General features: G+C 70.7%; 16 protein-coding genes. 7 read left to right on the plus strand and 9 right to left on the minus strand.

Going from position 1 to position 16,177, the window contains the following annotated elements; translation table 11 throughout:
• Window positions 1-393 precede the first annotated feature (393 nt).
• Window positions 394-735: a hypothetical protein gene (locus ACFXJ8_RS42910; RefSeq protein ID WP_379651173.1), complete on the minus strand. Its 342-nt coding sequence runs from the start codon at window positions 733-735 to the stop codon at window positions 394-396.
• Window positions 736-931: 196 nt separating this feature from the next.
• Between ACFXJ8_RS42910 and ACFXJ8_RS42915 the strand changes: the two genes are divergently transcribed.
• Complete coding sequence (locus ACFXJ8_RS42915; RefSeq protein ID WP_379651175.1) at window positions 932-1,492, plus strand: DUF1707 and DUF4870 domain-containing protein; 561 nt, start codon at window positions 932-934, stop codon at window positions 1,490-1,492.
• Window positions 1,493-1,924: 432 nt separating this feature from the next.
• Here the strand turns inward: ACFXJ8_RS42915 and ACFXJ8_RS42920 are convergent, their stop codons facing one another.
• Together ACFXJ8_RS42920 and ACFXJ8_RS42925 are read right to left on the minus strand one after the other, a co-directional pair.
• Complete coding sequence (locus tag ACFXJ8_RS42920) at window positions 1,925-3,451, minus strand: ATP-dependent DNA ligase (protein WP_379651177.1); 1,527 nt, start codon at window positions 3,449-3,451, stop codon at window positions 1,925-1,927.
• 491 nt (window positions 3,452-3,942) lie between these two features.
• Window positions 3,943-4,317: an FKBP-type peptidyl-prolyl cis-trans isomerase gene (locus ACFXJ8_RS42925; protein ID WP_379651178.1), complete on the minus strand. Its 375-nt coding sequence runs from the start codon at window positions 4,315-4,317 to the stop codon at window positions 3,943-3,945.
• A 116-nt stretch (window positions 4,318-4,433) separates the two neighbouring features.
• On the opposite strand from ACFXJ8_RS42925, the gene ACFXJ8_RS42930 reads away from it, so the two are divergent.
• Window positions 4,434-5,033 carry an SDR family oxidoreductase gene (locus tag ACFXJ8_RS42930; protein WP_379651180.1) on the plus strand — a complete coding sequence of 200 codons (600 nt, stop codon included), beginning with the start codon at window positions 4,434-4,436 and terminating at the stop codon, window positions 5,031-5,033.
• Here the strand turns inward: ACFXJ8_RS42930 and ACFXJ8_RS42935 are convergent.
• Complete coding sequence (locus ACFXJ8_RS42935; RefSeq protein ID WP_379651182.1) at window positions 4,997-6,436, minus strand: GuaB1 family IMP dehydrogenase-related protein; 1,440 nt, start codon at window positions 6,434-6,436, stop codon at window positions 4,997-4,999. The two genes, ACFXJ8_RS42930 and ACFXJ8_RS42935, sit on opposite strands and share 37 nt — an antisense overlap.
• A 114-nt stretch (window positions 6,437-6,550) precedes the next feature.
• On the opposite strand from ACFXJ8_RS42935, the gene ACFXJ8_RS42940 reads away from it, so the two are divergent.
• On the plus strand, window positions 6,551-7,015 hold the full coding sequence (locus tag ACFXJ8_RS42940; protein ID WP_379651183.1) for a GyrI-like domain-containing protein: 465 nt from the start codon (window positions 6,551-6,553) through the stop codon (window positions 7,013-7,015).
• A 1-nt stretch (window position 7,016) separates the two neighbouring features.
• On the opposite strand, the gene ACFXJ8_RS42945 is transcribed toward ACFXJ8_RS42940, so the two are convergent.
• The 5 genes from ACFXJ8_RS42945 to ACFXJ8_RS42965 form a co-directional block, all read right to left on the minus strand.
• The gene (locus ACFXJ8_RS42945) at window positions 7,017-7,562 is read right to left on the minus strand and encodes a hypothetical protein (RefSeq protein ID WP_379651185.1); all 546 of its coding nucleotides are present in this window, start codon (window positions 7,560-7,562) and stop codon (window positions 7,017-7,019) included.
• 79 nt (window positions 7,563-7,641) lie between these two features.
• Complete coding sequence (locus ACFXJ8_RS42950) at window positions 7,642-7,836, minus strand: helix-turn-helix transcriptional regulator (protein ID WP_203946469.1); 195 nt, start codon at window positions 7,834-7,836, stop codon at window positions 7,642-7,644.
• 42 nt (window positions 7,837-7,878) lie between these two features.
• Entirely contained in the window at window positions 7,879-8,649 is a 771-nt protein-coding gene (locus ACFXJ8_RS42955) for an ABC transporter permease (protein WP_379651187.1), read from the minus strand.
• Window positions 8,646-9,470, minus strand: a complete 825-nt coding sequence (locus ACFXJ8_RS42960; RefSeq protein ID WP_379651189.1) for an ABC transporter ATP-binding protein — start codon at window positions 9,468-9,470, stop codon at window positions 8,646-8,648. The genes ACFXJ8_RS42955 and ACFXJ8_RS42960 overlap by 4 nt, the downstream gene beginning before the upstream one ends.
• 44 nt (window positions 9,471-9,514) lie before the next feature.
• Window positions 9,515-10,615: a CaiB/BaiF CoA transferase family protein gene (locus tag ACFXJ8_RS42965; RefSeq protein ID WP_379651191.1), complete on the minus strand. Its 1,101-nt coding sequence runs from the start codon at window positions 10,613-10,615 to the stop codon at window positions 9,515-9,517.
• Between the two features lie 108 nt (window positions 10,616-10,723).
• Here ACFXJ8_RS42965 and ACFXJ8_RS42970 point away from each other — a divergent pair, with 108 nt between their 5' ends.
• The 4 genes from ACFXJ8_RS42970 (at window position 10,724) to ACFXJ8_RS42985 (ending at window position 16,034) form a co-directional block, all read left to right on the plus strand.
• Window positions 10,724-12,241, plus strand: a complete 1,518-nt coding sequence (locus ACFXJ8_RS42970) for a serine/threonine-protein kinase (protein WP_379651193.1) — start codon at window positions 10,724-10,726, stop codon at window positions 12,239-12,241.
• 54 nt (window positions 12,242-12,295) lie between these two features.
• Window positions 12,296-13,264: an NAD(P)-dependent oxidoreductase gene (locus ACFXJ8_RS42975; protein ID WP_379651195.1), complete on the plus strand. Its 969-nt coding sequence runs from the start codon at window positions 12,296-12,298 to the stop codon at window positions 13,262-13,264.
• Between the two features lie 157 nt (window positions 13,265-13,421).
• Window positions 13,422-14,771 carry an FAD-binding oxidoreductase gene (locus ACFXJ8_RS42980; RefSeq protein ID WP_379651199.1) on the plus strand — a complete coding sequence of 450 codons (1,350 nt, stop codon included), beginning with the start codon at window positions 13,422-13,424 and terminating at the stop codon, window positions 14,769-14,771.
• Between the two features lie 3 nt (window positions 14,772-14,774).
• A complete protein-coding gene (locus ACFXJ8_RS42985; RefSeq protein WP_379651197.1) occupies window positions 14,775-16,034 on the plus strand; it encodes a class I SAM-dependent methyltransferase in 1,260 nt (419 codons plus the stop codon).
• Window positions 16,035-16,177: the final 143 nt, after the last annotated feature.

Raw genomic sequence — 16,177 nt, forward strand, 5'->3', positions numbered from 1 at the left:
GCCCACTGAGCGGCGGTCAAATCACCACGACCCACCCGAAGATCATCCCAGAAGTAGATCACTCACGTGATCCACTTCTGAAACACGCCCTAGCAGCAGGCGTGTCCTTCCCGGGAGCTGCATGACTGCCGGGCCTGGGAGCGAGCAGGCGCACGGCAAACGTACCCGGGAACCGTGAGACTGCCCGGCCTGTGGGGGAGAGCAGGCGCAGGGCGACGTCCATCCCGGGAGCCGTGAGACTGCCTGGACCGCGAGGGAACGGAGAGCAGGCGCACCGCAACGCCTACACCCAAAGCCGCGAGACTCCCGGTGCATGCGAGAGAAAGCGGTGAATCGGTCGCACGGAAAGGAAAGAAGTGCGGGCCTCCGAACCCATCCGGCACGCGGGCTGCGTCAGCCCAAGTCCTCGCGCTTGCGCCGCTCGTTGTAGGCCCGCATGCGGGGTGGGTATCCCGTGAGCTGGACATCGTAAACGGGCAGTGCCAGGTCGCGAGCCACCTTGTGGATCACCTGGGGTGCGCCCACGCGGCGCCTGGTCCACTCGCCGTCATCGGCGACGGCGACCGCGGTCGTGTCGGTGGCAAAGGTCTCGGGCTCGACGAAGAACTCCACTCCACGCCGCGACTTGGCGAAGGCGATGAGCGCCTCGATATCGCCGTCGGTCGCTTCACGGTCGAACTTCGCAATCTTGTTCCCGCGCCAGCGCCGCAGCCCGTAGCGGTCTCGCCATCTCATGCCTCCTTTTTATATCGTCCGGCGGCCGCCCGCGTCCGGGCTGTTATCGGGGAGAGATCGGGGTTTCTCCCGATGTGCCGCCATGAGAGCGCGGAGGAGGATGACCTCAGATCGCCCGTCGAGGAAAGGCATGGCATTCATGGCATCGGCACAAACACCAGCGCCGGCATCCCGGGGGCACGGCAGGGTGCCGCCGATGGAGTTGCGCGTCACCAACCAGGATCGCGAACACGTGGTCGAGCACGTCAAGGCGGCATACGCCGAGGGACGGTTCGACAAGTACGAGTTCGACGAGCGCCTCGGCAGGGCCATGACGGCGCGCACCCACGGTGACCTCATGCCCATCATGACCGAGCTGTACGGCCCGCAGCACCACTGGCATTCGATCGCCGCGCCGCCCAAAGCCGCCGCACGTCCGGCGCCCAAACCGCACGGCCTGCCCGCCGACAGCAACGAACGCGTCGGTGGCGCCGCGGCTCACCTCCTGGCGCTGCTCGGTCTGGTCATCGTCGGGCCGCTGATCCTGCTACTCACCGGCGGCAAGACCTCGCCGTACATCCGGCACCACGCGATCGAGGCGCTGAACTTCCACCTGACCGTGCTGGGCGCGACGGTCCTGCTGCCGTTCACGATCGTGGGGATCGTGCTCGTGCCGGTGATCTGGGTTGCCGCGTTCGTCCTGGCGATCGTCGGTGGCGTGGCGGCGCTGGCCGAGAACGACTTCCGCTACCCGCTGACGGTCCGCCTCGTGAAGTGACCACCGCCCCGGCCTCCTGGGGCTGCGGGGCGTGGGAACTCTGACCGACGTACCTGAGCCGCGATCGTGCGTGGCTTTTCGGGGGCACCTGCACCTGTACCAGTGCCTGCACCAGCGGCCCGCTGACGGCACCTCGGGCGCGGTGCACAGGACGACGGTTCCGTAGGCGGTGCCGAAGGAGGGCGGCTCCCAGGGTGGTCAACGTCGCAGAAGCCACGAGCCGGAACCGCAGGACCGGTGGAACCCGCAGGCAGCCGGAGTCCGAGTCGTCCGGTGGGTGACGGAGTCTGAAGGTTTTGTGGGCTATGAGCCCGAACAGTCGTGTGGGCTACAGGCTCGAACAGCCCCGCAGGCAGCCGGAGTCTGAGCGGCCCCGTGGGCGATGGGGCCCGAAGAGTCCTGTGGTTGACGGGGCCTGAGGGGTCCTGTGGGCTACACCATCAGGGAGCGAACGGTCTCCACGGTGTCGGCCTCTTCGGCCCGCTTGTCCGGCCGGTATCGAAGGACGCGCGCGAACCGGAGCGCCATCCCGCCCGGGTAGCGCGGCGACCGCTGCACGCCGTCGAAGGCGATCTCCACGACCAGTTCGGGCCGGAGCGCGACCGTCCAGCCGTCGGTGGGGCCGTCGGCGATCTCCAGGAAGCGTTCGGTCTGCCAGGCGAGCAGTTCGTCGGTCAACCCCTTGAACGTCTTGCCCAGCATGACGAACGCCCCGCTGTCAGGATCGCGGGCGCCCAGGTGGAGGTTGGACAGCTTGCCCTCGCGCCGGCCGTGGCCCCATTCGGCGGCCAGGACGACCAGGTCGAGCGTGTGGCGCGGCTTGACCTTGATCCAGCCGGCGCCACGCCGCCCGGCCGCGTACGGGGAGGTGAGGGACTTGGCGACCAGCCCTTCGTGGCCCCGCCGTACGACCTCGGTGAAGAAGGACTCGGCGGCGGGCAGGTCGCCGGTGACCAGGCGGGGGGTGAGCAGCGCGGCCGGGACGGTGGCGGCGAGCCGCTCCTGGCGCTCGGTGTACGGCAGGTCGAGCAGGTCGGCGCCGTCGACCCTGAGCGCGTCGAAGAAGAAGACACTGAGCGGGGTCTGTTCGCGCAACCTGGGCACGTCGGTCTTGCTGCTGACCCTGCTCGCGGTCACCTGGAACGGCTGGGGGCGGCCGTCGGGACGCAGCGCGATGACCTCGCCGTCGAGCACCAGGTCGGTCGAGGGCAGCGCGAGGACCGCCTCGACCAGCTCGGGGACCTGGTCGGTGATGTCATCGAGCGTGCGGGTGAAGACCGTGACGTCGTCGCCCGAGCGGTGGGTCTGGACGCGGATGCCGTCGAGCTTCCACTCCAGCGCCGCCTCGCCACCGATCTTCTCCAGCACGGCGTGCACGCTGGGGGCGCTGCCCGCGAGCATGGGGGCGACGGGGCGGCCCACCTCCAGTTTGAAGGCGCGCAACGCCTCGACGCCGCCGGACAGCGCGGCGGCGCCGACCGCGGGCAGCCAGCCGCGCAGCGTGAGCGCTCGCCGTACGTCGGCCGAGGCGGCGCCGGAGGCCTTGGCGATCGCCTCGATCATCACGCCGTCGAGCGCGCCCTGCCGCAGCTCGCCGGACAGCAGGCGCAGCAGGAAGGACTGCTCCTGGCTGGTGACGGCGGTGAACAGCTCCTCGACCATGGCCTTGCGGGCGGCCTGCGAGCCGGGGCCCGAGAGGCCCTTGATGCGGGTCAGGAGGGCATCGATGTCGGTGAGGGTGGCGGTGGCGACGAGTTTGGGCGGGGGAGGGTCCTGCAGCGTGCGCCAGCCGACGCCGATCTGGCGCTGGGGGAGCTCGCCCGACAGGTAGGCGATCGCGATCTCCGCCTCGTCGGGGCCGACGCGGCCCAGCAGCTCGGCCAGGTGGCCGATCTTGCCCAGCCGGGCGGACGTCCTGGCCACGGCCTCGGAGACGCGGACGACGTCGATCAGTAGCACACCGCTTATGTTGCCCTACGGGACCGACAAAGTCGCGCCTGGCCTCCGCGCGATGGAGCGGTCTCAGCCGTAGCCCACCGGCAGGCCCGCGGCAAACCCATACCCTGGGCCCCGAAGAGGCTCCGGGCGTGGGAGTTCTTCGGGTTTGCGGGTGCGTGGGTTGGCGTGGGCCCCCCGGCATGCGTGGTGGGGGTCATTGGGCCCGCTGGGTGTGGTTGGTGCGGGCCCGCCCGGTGAGTGGTTGAGGTTGTGCTCCAGGCGGGGTTGGTGCGGGCCTGTTCCGCGTGCGGGGGCATCGGGGCCAAGGGACGGGCCCGTGGGTGAGGTCCCGGGGTTCGCGGGGGGCTGAGGTCTCGGGTGCGGGGTGGGCGGCCCGGTTCAGGGAGACCCGGGTGTCGGGGCCGGGTCGGCTGGGAGACCGAAGTGCCGGGGGATGCGAGGACCCGGGGGTGTGGGGTACGGCGGGGCCGTACCCCACACGGGCGCGAAGGTCAGCGTACGCCGAGCAGGTCGACGACGAAGATGAGCGTCTCACCCGGCTTGATGGCGCGGCCGGCGCCACGGTTGCCGTAACCGAGGTGCGGCGGGATGACGAGCTTGCGCCGTCCCCCGACCTTCATCCCCGCCACGCCCTGGTCCCAGCCCGCGATGACGCGCCCGCCGCCCAGCGGGAACTCGAACGGCGTGCCCCTGTTCCATGACGCGTCGAACTCCTCACCCGAGGAGAAGGCGACGCCGACGTAGTGCACCTGGACGTTGTGTCCAGGCTTGGCCTCGGGGCCGTCCCCCTCAACGATGTCGACGATCTCCAGGTCGGCGGGCGGGTTGCCCTCCGGGAAGTCGATCTCCGGCTTCTCGAGTGCCACGATGGTCTCCTTGGTGGATGTTCTTCTGACCCACAGACTCTATGGCAGCCTGAGCCGGTGCCCCCTGGCGCGGGCGGATCGTGGTCGGCCGCGCCGGTTCGTGGTGAACTGATCGCATGGCCATCTCGCTGAGCGGACGAGTCGCCGTGGTCACCGGCGCGACGGGTGGCGTCGCAGGGACGCTCGCGGCCGCGGGCGCGACCGTGGTCGTCTGCGAGGGCGCAGCGAAAGCGGCCGGTCCCGCGAAGTCGGCCGGGCCTGGGATGGTGGCAGGTCCCGCGAAAGCGGGTCCCACGAAGGCGGCCGATCTGGCCCTGACGCTCGACCTGGCCGACCCGATGGCGCTGAACGTGCTCGCGACAGCCGTCCAGGAGCGCTACGGCAGGATCGACCTCCTGGTCACCGCCGCGACGGCCGTGACGGAGGCGCCGTTCGCGTCGGTGACCGCCAGGGCCGAGCACGCCCTCGTGGGGGAGAACTTCACCAGGGTCACCGCGCTGATCAGGCGCCTGCTGCCGCTGATGGGCGGCGGCTCGTCGGTCGTCGTCCTCGTGCCCGAGGAGGCCCGCCACGCTCTCGACGCCGCCATGAAGGCCGCCGTCGAGAGCCTGTGCGCGGCGCTGGCGGTGGAGCTGGCCCCGCGCGGCGTCAGCGTCGACGCCGTCACGGAGCCGGCCGCCTACCAGCTCTGGTGCAGCGGCATGCCCTCGGTGTAGCCGGACGAGCTCTGGATGCCGACCACCGCCCGCTCGTGGAACTCCTCCAGCGTCGTCGCGCCCGCGTAGGTGCACGAGGAGCGCAGGCCCGCCACGATCGCGTCGATCTGGTCCTCGACGCTGGGCCGCTGCGGGTCGAGGTACATGCGGGAGGTGGAGATGCCCTCCTCGAACAGCGCCTTGCGGGCCCGCTCGAACGGGCTGTCTTCGGCGGTGCGCAGCCGTACGGCACGCGCCGAGGCCATCCCGAAGTTCTCCTTGTACTGACGGCCGTCGGCGTCGGTGCGAGCGTCGCCGGGCGACTCGTAGGTGCCGGCGAACCACGAACCGATCATGACGTTCGCCGCGCCGGCCGCGAGGGCGAGGGCCACGTCGCGCGGGTGCCGTACCCCGCCGTCGGCCCACACGTGCCTGCCGAGGCGGCGTGCCTCGGCCGAGCACTCGAGCACGGCGGAGAACTGCGGCCGGCCCACGCCCGTCATCATCCTGGTTGTGCACATCGCGCCGGGGCCGACGCCCACCTTGAGGATGTCGGCGCCGGCGTCGACCAGGTCGCGGACGCCCTCGGCGGTCACCACGTTGCCCGCGGCGACGGGCACGCCGGGGTCGAGCGCCCTGACGGCGCGCAGCGCGGAGACCATCTTCTCCTGGTGCCCGTGGGCGGTGTCGACGACGAGGCAGTCGACGCCCGCCTCGAGCAGTTCCTTGGCCTTGGCGGCCACGTCGCCGTTGACGCCGACGGCGGCGGCGACGCGCAGCCTGCCCTGGGCGTCGAGCGCGGGCTGGTAGAGGGTGGCGCGCAGGGCGCCGGTGCGGGTCAGGATGCCGACCAGGCGGCCCTCGCCGTCGACGATGGGCGCGAGGCGGTGGCGGCCCTCGTGCAGCATGTCGAACGCCTCGCGCGGGTCGAGCCCCGCCGGCAGCGTGAGCAGGTGGGCCGACATGACCTGCGAGAGCTGGGTGAACATGTCGACGCCGTGGCAGTCGGCCTCGGTGACGACGCCGACGGGGCGGTTGTCCCAGTCGACGACGATGACGGCGCCGTGCGCCCGCTTGGGCAGCAGCGCCAGCGCCTCGCCGACGGTGTCGTGCGGGGTGAGCGTGAGCGGTGTGTCGTGCACCAGGTCCCGCTTCTTCACCCAGTCGACGACGTCGGCGACGACGTCGATCGGGATGTCCTGCGGGATGACCGCGAGGCCGCCCCTGCGGGCGACGGTCTCGGCCATGCGCCGACCGGCGACCGCGGTCATGTTGGCGACCACGAGGGGCAGGGTGGTGCCCGTGCCGTCGTTGGTCGACAGGTCGACCGCGAGCCTGGAGCCGATCGAGGACCGCGACGGGACCATGAACACGTCGCTGTAGGTCAGGTCGTATGACGGCTCGAGTCCGTTGAGAAACTTCACGTTCGTCCATCCTACTGGCGAAAACCGGACATGGCCCTACTCGCGAGCCCACGCGGTCACCTGGGGTCTTTCCCGCTTTCGATGGCCATATGATCTGCGGGACGGATCCGGGGGATGGAGGACGCGTTGGAGATCGTGGAGCGGTCCGAGCTGCTGGTCGTCGGCCTTGCCGTACGGACCACGAACGTAGACGAGCTCGACCCGTCGAGGGCGAGGCTGCCGGTGCTGTGGCAGCGGGCGGGGGCGCCGGGGGCGTTCGCGCACGTTCCCGGCAGGCTCGACGAAAACCTTTACGCGGTGCTGACCGACTACGAGAGCGATCACCACGGCGCGTACACGCAGATCGTCGGGGTCGGCGTGCGGACCGTTCCACGGCTGCCCGAGGGCATGGTCGCGGTACGGGTGCCCGCCGGTCAGGCGTTGAAGGTGGCGGCCAGAGGGCAGATGCCGCAGGCCATCATCGACGCCTGGCAGCAGGTGTGGAAGCACACCGAGTCGGGCGGCACGCCCGCCAGGTCGTTCGCCACCGATCTGGAGGTGCACCACCCGGCGGGCGCCGATCTCTACATCGCGGTGTGAGTCACTCGTCGTCGTCGGGCGGGTCGGCCACCTGCCAGCCCGCGATGAGCAGCGGGATCGTGTAGTGCGTCACGAACAGCGTCAGCGCCAGCGGCGCCACCAGGGCCAGCGGCACGACCAGGGTGAGCTGGCCATCGGCGTAGCTCCAGACGTTCGCCAGCACGAACAGTGAGCCGAGCACCAGGCTGGTCGCGCGGTGGGCGGAGGCGAAGGCCCTGCGCCGATCGTGCGACTGCCGCTCGTCGAGGTAGCGCTCCGGCAGGGAGAGGCTGCCTCTGGTGGCCGCGTGCAGCCAGCCGACCACGGGAAGGCCGACCAGCAGGCTGATGCCGAACATCGACAGGTAGACGTTGCGGGCCAGGTCGCTCGGGGCGTAGCGGGCGATCACCACCAGCCCCGCCCACAGCACCACCAGCCCCGCCCACAGCACCACCAGCGCCGCCGCGCCGACCACGACCAGGCGGCGGCGGGCGGGCCTGGTCGCCCACAGGGGGCTGGCCGGCAGCCTCTCCAGGCGGTCGCGCCGCTTCTCCCAGCTCCCCATCACGACCGGTTCCCCATCACGACCAGTTCCCCATCACGACCAGCTCTCCATCACGACCAGTTCCCCATCGACCGCGTTCCCATCACGACCCCAGCCTGGCGAACGGATGGAGCGAGAAGACGACCTCCACCGGCACCTCGAAATACTCGGCGATCTTCAGGGCGAGGAACAGCGAGGGGCTGTACTCGCCCCGCTCCAGATAGCCGACCGTCTGGTAGTGCACGCCCAGCGCCGCCGCCAGGTCCTTACGGGAGATCCCCCGCTCGGCCCTGAGCATCGGGATCCTGTTGTAGACGACCTCGTTCGACACCGGGAATCCTCACTTGCGAGTGACCCTGCGCAACAGCCACGGTGCGAGCACCATACCGGCCACCGCCCACGCCCCCATCACCATCGCCGCCGTGCCGAGCTCCCAGACGCCGTGCAGCTCGCCCGCCGCCGAGTCGAAGAACGCCGCCCGCAGCGCGTGACCCTGCCAGTAGAGCGGGAAGGCCTGCGCGATCCACTGCACCGCCTCGGGCATCATCCGCAGCGGGATCATCACCCCCGACATGATCATCAGGAACATGGTGGGCAGCCCGATGACCGCGGCCGCGGCCTTGGCGTTCGGCAGCATGGCGCCGATGGCCGTGCCGAGCGGCACCACCGCGAGCGCGCCGAGCCCGAGCGCCCACGCCAGCGTCAGCCAGTTGGAGGGCGTGCCGAGGCCGCCGAGCGCCGCGCCGAGGGCCATCATGATCGCCGAGTTGACCACGATGTGCACCAGCAGCGAGACCGCCCGGCCCGTGACGTACACGGGGATGCCCTTCGGCAGGGCGCGCAGCCGCAGCAGCGCGCCCTCCTCCCGGTCGGCGGCGATCAGCATCGGCAGCGACATCATGCCCGCGGAGAACACGGTGAAGGCGATGAAGCCGACCGCCATGAAGGCGCCCATCCCGACCCCGCCGCCCGCGGGGTTGCCGCCGATCCAGAGCATCAGCAGCACGAACATCACCAGGCCGCCCAGCTGGCCGCCGAGCTCCTTGCCGTCGCGCATGATCGAGCCCTGCTCGATGAGGCCGCGCCTGACTCCCAGCGTCAACGTGTTCACGCCGCACTCCTTTCCACCAGGTTGAGGTAGCTCTCCTCGAGCGTCGGACGCCTGATCTCCAGGCCGGGGACGGGGCCGCCGTACTGCTGGTGCAGCCGCCAGGCCAGCTCGGACGGCTCGCCCGTCTGCTCGGCCCCGTCCCGCCAGCGCACCAGCGACGGCGCCTGTACGGCCTCGGCCAGCTCGTCAGGTGTGCCGAACACCGCGATGCGCCCCTCGACCAGGACGGCGATGCGGTCGGCGAGCTTCTCGGCCTCGGTCAGGTCGTGCGTGGTGAGCACGATCGTCGTGTCGAGGCTCTCGATCAGGTCGTGGAACTCCCTGCGCGCCTCCGGGTCGAAGCCTGTGGTCGGCTCGTCGAGGAAGAGCAGTTCGGGCCTGCCGACGATGCCGAGCGCCACGTCGAGCCTGCGCCGCTGGCCGCCGGACAGCTGGCCGACCTTGGCGGCCGCCTGCTTGCCCAGGCCGAGCGCCCTCAGCAGCTCGCCGGTGTCCCACGGGTCGGGGTAGTGGGCGGCGATGTGGTCGAGCAGGGTGGCGACCCGCCAGCGGGGGTGGTCGCGCCAGTTCTGCAGCACCACGCCCAGCTTGGCCCGCCAGGCGTCGTCGCCCTTGGCCGGGTCTTCGCCGAGCACCTGTACCTCGCCGCCCGCGCGGCTTCTGAAGCCTTCGAGGATCTCGATCGTGGTCGTCTTGCCGGCGCCGTTGGGGCCGAGCAGCGCGAGGGTCTCGCCGCGCCTGACGTCGAGGTCGACGCCGCGCAGGACCTCGCGCTTGCCGTACGACATCCGCAGCCCGCGGACGTTCACCACAGTATCCATGCTGAGAAATGTAGTACATCTACTACATTCGGAACAACGTGTGCTCAGGCCAGCACGCCCGCCTGCCTGAGCTTGGCCGCCCGCTCCTGGTCCAGTCCCCACGCCGTCAGGTCCTCCAGCCTGGTGGCGGGCGACAGGTCAGGCTCGGGCGCGCCGAGCAGGCGGGGCGCGGGCACGGGCTGGGTGACCTCGCCGACCGTGGTGAACAGGCCGCGCGCGGTGTTGTGCGGGTGCGCGGCCGCCTCCGCCATCGACAGCACCGGTGAGACGCACGCGTCGGAGCCGTCGAAGACCGCCTCCCACTCCGCCCGCGTCCGCTGCCTGAAGGCCGCCTCCAGGCGGAGCCTGAGCGCGGGCCACTGCGCGGGGTCGTTCCTGTCGGGCAGCTCCTCGAGGCCCATCCGCTCCACGAACTCCGCCCAGAACTGCGGCTCCAGCGCGCCGAGCGCCATGAAGCCCCCGTCGGCCGTCTCGTAGGTGTCGTAGAACGGCGCTCCCGTGTCGAGCAGGTTGGTGCCCCTCGGCCCCCATCCCGCCCGGTAGAACATCGCGAACAGCAGGGCCGCGCCGTCCACCATCGCCGCGTCGATGACCCTTCCCCTGCCGGTCCTCTCGCGCTCGAACAGGGCCAGCAGCACGCCGTACGCGAGCATGAGGCCGCCGCCGGCGAAGTCGCCGAGGATGTTGATCGGCGGGGTGGGCTTGTCGCCCGCGCGCCCGAGCATGGACAGCGCGCCCGAGATCGCGATGTAGTCGATGTCGTGGCCCGCGCTGGCGGCCAGCGGCCCGTCCTGGCCCCAGCCGGTCATCCTGCCGTAGACCAGGCGCTCGTTGACGGCGTGCAGGTCGTCGGGGCCGATGCCCAGGCGTTCGGCCACGCCGGGCCTGAAGACCTCGATGACCACGTCGGCGTTGGCGGCCAGCTCCTTGAACGCCGCCACGCCCTCGGCCGACTTCAGATCGAGCCCGATCGTGCGCTTGCCGCGATCCATCACGTCCGTGCGCGGCCGGTCGGAGACGGCCGCGACCCTGTCGACGCGCAGCACCTCGGCCCCGTGGTCGGCGAGCATCATCCCGGCGAACGGGCCGGGAGCGAGCCCGGCCAGCTCCAGCACCTTCACCCCTGCCAGCGGTCCCTGAGTCATGTTCAAGAACTTTATTCGGTACGGCCGCGCCGCGACAGTCCCACTAAGATCGACATACCGGACAGACTGGCCCGCACCGTTGCCGGGGTTATGGGAAACTTGCGCCTTATGGCTTCGGAATCCGATCAGCTGGTCGCCCATCGCTACCGCCTGGCCAGAGAGCTGGGCAGGGGCGGCATGGGCGTGGTCTGGGAGGGCCACGACACGCTGCTGAACCGGTCGATAGCGGTCAAGGAGGTCCTGCTCCCGCCCGAGCTCTCCAAGAGCGACAGGGAGCGCCACCTGATGCGCACCGCCCGCGAGGCGCGCACGGCGGCCAAGCTCAACCACCCGAGCGTCGTGGCCGTCTATGACGTCGTGGAGGAGGGCGGCCGCCCGTGGATCATCATGGAGCTGGTCCGCGCGCCCTCCCTCGACGACGTCGTCGCCACCCACGGCGCGCTGCCGATCAAGGAGGCCGCCGACGTCGGCCGTCAGGTGCTGGCGGCGCTGAAGGCCGCCCACGACGTCGGCATCCTGCACCGCGACGTCAAGCCGAGCAACATCCTGCTGTGCGACGACGGCCGGGCGGTCCTGACCGACTTCGGCATCGCCACCGCCGAGGGTGACAGCTCCCTCACCAGGACCGGCATGGTCACCGGGTCGCCCGCCTTCCTCGCCCCCGAGCGGGTGCGCGCTCTCGACGACATCGGCCCTCCCTCAGACCTGTGGTCGCTCGGCGCGACCCTCTACGCCGCCCTCACCGGGCGCTCGCCGTTCGAACGGGGCGAGCCGATGGCCACCCTGTCGGCGCTGCTGGGGGAGGAGCCCGACTACCGCAGGATCCCTCCCGCGCTGCATCCCGTGCTGAAGGGGCTGCTGAAGAAGGAGCCAGAGGAACGGCTGAGCGCGGCCGAGGCCGACGCACTCCTGGCGGAGATCATCGACCGGCAGGCCGCCAGGCGCGACGACGACTACGACGACCGGCCGCCCGCTCGCAGGCGCGCCAGCCGTACGACGTTGATGGCGGCCGCGGTGGCCGTGCTGGTCGTGACCGTCGGAGCCGGCGCCTACCTGAAGCTCTCACCCGAGGCCGCGCAGGGCAGCGCGCGCCTGCCGCAGGCCCAGGCCGCCAGCCCCCTGGCCTCGGCCCCCGCCACGTCCGCACCTCCCGCGACGGCCTCACCCACCCCCACCGTCTCCAGGAAGCCCATCACCCGCCTGTGGAGCTCGCCCGCCGGCTGGTCGATCCAGCGGCCGACCAGGTGGAGGGGCGCCCGGGCCGAGGCCTACACGCAGTGGACCCGCCCCGACCGCTCCGCCCATCTCGGCGTCGAACAGCAGTACGCCACGCTCGACCCGCACCAGATCCTGCGCGACGCGGAGGAGGCCATGACCGCGGCCACGGACGTGCGGACCGTGCGCCGCAAGAGCGCCGCGCTAGGCGCGGTGGACTGGGAGTTCACCTGGACCGCCGCCGCCGGGCACCCGTGGGCGACGGAGGGGCGGCTCTACCACGAGGTACGGCGGGCGGTGGTCTCGGGCGACACGGCCTACGTGGTGTCGTGGACGGTCGCCGAGGAGCAGTGGCGGCGCCACGGCCGGATGATGCGCCAGGTGATGGGCAGCTTCACCCCAGGCGCCTGACGCCACGTTTTTCGAGTGTGGTCAGGGTCCGGCCCGCGTCCTAGGGTCGGCCTCATGACTCCGTGGAATCTGCTGGCCCTCGCCCCGCTGCCGCCCGACGCGCTGCGCGCCCTGCTCGCCCCGCTGGGCGAGCGCATCACGCTCGTGACCGCCCGCGACAGGGCCGCGATGGACGCCGCGCTGCCCGAGGCCGAGCTCGTGCTCGGCGACTGGAGCGGCGGCCTGGTCATGGACGCCGCCGCGGTCGCCGCCGCGCCCCGGCTGGCCTTTGTCCAGCAGCCCTCCGTCGGCGTCGACGGCCACGACCTGGCGGCGCTCTCGGCGGCAGGGGTCCCGCTGGCCAACACCGCGGGCGTCAGCGCGGCGGCGGTGGCCGAGTGGTGCGTGGGCGCGGCCCTGGCCCTGGCCCGGCGCCTGCCCGAAGCCGACGCGGCCGTGCGCGCGGGCCGGTGGCCGCAGCTCGACCTCGGCCCGCGCGAGCTGTCCGGCTCCCGGGTCGGCATCGTCGGCTACGGGCCGATCGGCGAGCGCTGCGCCCGCCTGTTCGAGGCGTTCGGCTGTCAGGTCTCGCACTGGACGCGCACCCCGCGTGGCGCCGGCTATGCCCCGCTCGACGAGGTGGTCGCCACCGCCGACGTGCTGGTCGTGGTGATCGCGCTGTCCGAGCAGACGCGCGGGCTCGTCGATCCGGCCGCGATGAAGAAGGGCGCGCTGCTGGTCAACGCAGCCCGCGGCGGCGTCGTCGACCAGCGGGCGCTGGCCGCCGCGCTGCGCGAGGGACACCTGGCGGGCGCGGCCCTCGACGTCTTCGAGACCGAGCCGCTGCCGGACGGCGACCCGCTGCGCGAGCTGGAGGGCGTCCTGCTCTCGCCGCACGTGGCGGGCGTCACCCCCCAGACGACCGGAAGGCTGGTCTCCGCGATGCTGGCCAACCTGGCCGCCGCGCTCGACGAAACGAAGATCGCCAACGTGGTCAACGACGCTCCCGCGCAGGTCCGCAGGCGTGGCGTTTCTGGTAAGTAGACTTTCCTGTCGGTTCCCCGGCTAACAGCGGCTTCACCTGCGAAGATGGGAAGTTTTCGTACGTTTAACGACCCCGGTCTGTTCGATGTTGATTCGGAGAGATACGGTCTTACGGACGATCTCGACCACAGCTTCTGGGGGTGTTTCTGTGACAACGATGTCGGCACACCAGCGGGCCGTCGAACAGATCAGGCAGTCCTACGCCGAGATGCCCGCCGACGCGGCTCCTCGTCTGGCCAAGGCGACCTCGAACCTGTTCAGGTTCCGCGACACGGGCAAGACCGCCAAGCTGTCGGCCCGCGACCTCGACGAGGTCATCAGCGTGGATCCGGTCAGCATGACGGCCGAGGTCCAGGGCATGACGACCTACGAGAACCTGGTCGACGCCACGTTGCCGCACGGGCTCATGCCGTACGTCGTGCCCCAGCTGAAGACGATCACGCTCGGGGGAGCGGTGACGGGGCTCGGCATCGAGTCGACCAGCTTCAGGGACGGCCTGCCGCACGAGTCGGTCGAGGAGCTGGAGATCCTGACCGGCGACGGGCGCATCGTGGTCGCTCGCGACGACAACGAGCACCGTGATCTGTTCAGGTCCTTCCCCAACTCCTACGGCACGCTCGGCTACGCGCTCAGGATCCGGATCAAGCTCAGGAAGGTCCAGCCGTACGTCAGGCTGACCCACCTGCGCTTCACCGACGCCGCCAAGTGCATGCTGGCCATGCAGGAGATCAGCGAGCAGATGACGCACGACGGCGAGCCCGTCGACTTCGTGGACGGGGTGTTCTTCGACCCGACGGAGATGTACATCACGCTCGGCCGCTTCGCCGAGCGCGCGCCGTACACCTCCGACTACACGGGGATGCGCATCTACTACCAGTCGATCCGCAAGCGTGGCCGCGACTGGCTGACCGTGCGCGACTACCTGTGGAGATGGGACACCGACTGGTTCTGGTGCTCGCGGGCCTTCGGCGTGCAGCAGCCGCTGGTGCGCTCGCTGATGCCGCGCAAGTGGATGCGCTCCGACGTCTACCGCAAGCTCGTCGCCCTCGACCGCAGGTACGGCGTCGTCGCCAGGGTCGACAGGTGGCGCGACGCCCCGGTCCAGGAGTCGGTCATCCAGGACGTCGAGACCCCGGTCGAGCGGGGCGCGGAGTTCCTCGAGTTCTTCCACGCCAAGGTCGGCATGACCCCGGTGTGGATGTGCCCGCTCCGATCGTCGAGCAAGTGGCCGCTGTACCCGTTGGAGACGGGCAAGCTCTACGTCAACTTCGGCTTCTGGGGCCTGGTCCCGCTGCCGCGCGGACAGTTCGACGGCTACTACAACCGGCTGATCGAGAACGAGGTGCACGACCTCGACGGGCACAAGTCGCTCTACTCGACCTCTTTCTACGCCCGTGAGCAGTTCTGGCAGCTGTACAACGGCGATGCTTACTGGCCGGTCAAGCGGGAATACGACCCGAACGGTCGCCTGCTGGACCTGTACGACAAGTGTGTGCGGGGAAGGTGAGAGATGGCTCTGGCGAGCATCTTTGAGAAGATCGTTGGTGCGAACACCAACATCGCGTTCATGGCCTACGACGGCAGCAAGGCCGGTCCCGACGGCGCGGACGTGCGCATCGAGGTGAAGTCCCCCATCGCCGTGGCCTACCTGGCCCAGGCGCCTGGGGAACTGGGCCTGGCCAGGGCGTACGTGTCGGGGCACATCGACGTCCACGGCGACATGTACACCCTGCTCGACCGCATGTGGAACATCACCACCAACGATCTGACCATGTCCGAGAAGATCGACGCGGTGCGGGCGCTCGGCGCCAAGCCGCTGCTGATGCGCGTGCCGCCGCCGCCCCAGGAGATGCGCAGGAGCACGCTGGCCAGGCTCGGCTCGCGCCACGCCAAGCAGCGTGACGCCGAGGCGATCCACCACCACTACGACGTGTCCAACCGCTTCTACGAATGGGTGCTCGGCCCGTCCATGGCCTACACCTGCGCGGTCTTCCCCCGTGAGGACGCGAGCCTGGAAGAGGCGCAGTACACGAAGTTCGACCTGGTGGCCAGGAAGCTCGGCCTCCAGCCCGGCATGCGCCTGCTGGACGTCGGCTGCGGCTGGGGCGGCATGGTCATGCACGCCGCCCGCGAGTACGGCGTCAAGGCGCTCGGCGTCACGCTGTCCAAGCAGCAGGCGGAGTGGGCGCAGAAGGCGATCGTCGAGGCGGGCCTGCAGGACCTGGCGGAGGTCCGCTTCATGGACTACCGCGACATCCCCGAGGGCGACTTCGACGCCGTCAGCTCCATCGGTCTGACCGAGCACATCGGCAAAGATCAGCTCGCCGGCTACTTCTCCGGCCTGTACGGCAAGCTCAGGCCCGGCGGCCGGCTGCTCAACCACTGCATCACCCGCCCGACCAGCACCGAGAAGACGATCAACAAGGGCGGCTTCATCAACCGCTACGTCTTCCCCGACGGCGAACTCGAGTCGGCCGGCTACCTCATGTCGATGATGGAGAACACCGGCTTCGAGGTGCGCCACGAGGAGAACCTGCGCGAGCACTACGCCCGCACGCTGAAGTTCTGGTGCGACAACCTGGACGACAACTGGGAGGACGCCGTCCAGGAGGTCGGCCAGGGCACGGCCAGGGTCTGGCGGCTCTACATGGCCGGCTGCATCGTCGGCTTCGAGCGCAACAAGGTCCAGCTCCACCAGATCCTCGGCGTCAAGCTCGACAGGGAGGGCGGCGCGCACATGCCGCTGCGCCCCTCCGTCGACTGGCCCTGATCGGCACGTCGAGAGGACCGCGCCGCCCCCCCGGCGGCGCGGGGCGCGGGGGTGACGGGGGGGGGGGGGGCGCGGGCCGCCCCCTCCAGGGGGAGGCGGATGTTACCCCCACGAGGGGCAAGCCCCACCCCAACCCCCAGCAC

The organism is Nonomuraea sp. NPDC059194 (assembly GCF_042754765.1).
Taxonomy (GTDB): Bacteria; Actinomycetota; Actinomycetes; order Streptosporangiales; family Streptosporangiaceae; genus Nonomuraea.

Coding starts and splice junctions, on each gene's coding strand:
- ACFXJ8_RS42910 (WP_379651173.1), bottom strand. CDS start 735: ATGAGATGGCGAGACCGCTACGGGCTGCGGCGCTGGCGCGGGAACAAG.
- ACFXJ8_RS42915 (WP_379651175.1), top strand. CDS start 932: ATGGAGTTGCGCGTCACCAACCAGGATCGCGAACACGTGGTCGAGCAC.
- ACFXJ8_RS42930 (WP_379651180.1), top strand. CDS start 4,434: ATGGCCATCTCGCTGAGCGGACGAGTCGCCGTGGTCACCGGCGCGACG.
- ACFXJ8_RS42940 (WP_379651183.1), top strand. CDS start 6,551: ATGGAGGACGCGTTGGAGATCGTGGAGCGGTCCGAGCTGCTGGTCGTC.
- ACFXJ8_RS42950 (WP_203946469.1), bottom strand. CDS start 7,836: ATGCTCAGGGCCGAGCGGGGGATCTCCCGTAAGGACCTGGCGGCGGCG.
- ACFXJ8_RS42960 (WP_379651189.1), bottom strand. CDS start 9,470: ATGGATACTGTGGTGAACGTCCGCGGGCTGCGGATGTCGTACGGCAAG.
- ACFXJ8_RS42965 (WP_379651191.1), bottom strand. CDS start 10,615: ATGACTCAGGGACCGCTGGCAGGGGTGAAGGTGCTGGAGCTGGCCGGG.
- ACFXJ8_RS42970 (WP_379651193.1), top strand. CDS start 10,724: ATGGCTTCGGAATCCGATCAGCTGGTCGCCCATCGCTACCGCCTGGCC.
- ACFXJ8_RS42975 (WP_379651195.1), top strand. CDS start 12,296: ATGACTCCGTGGAATCTGCTGGCCCTCGCCCCGCTGCCGCCCGACGCG.
- ACFXJ8_RS42980 (WP_379651199.1), top strand. CDS start 13,422: ATGTCGGCACACCAGCGGGCCGTCGAACAGATCAGGCAGTCCTACGCC.
- ACFXJ8_RS42985 (WP_379651197.1), top strand. CDS start 14,775: ATGGCTCTGGCGAGCATCTTTGAGAAGATCGTTGGTGCGAACACCAAC.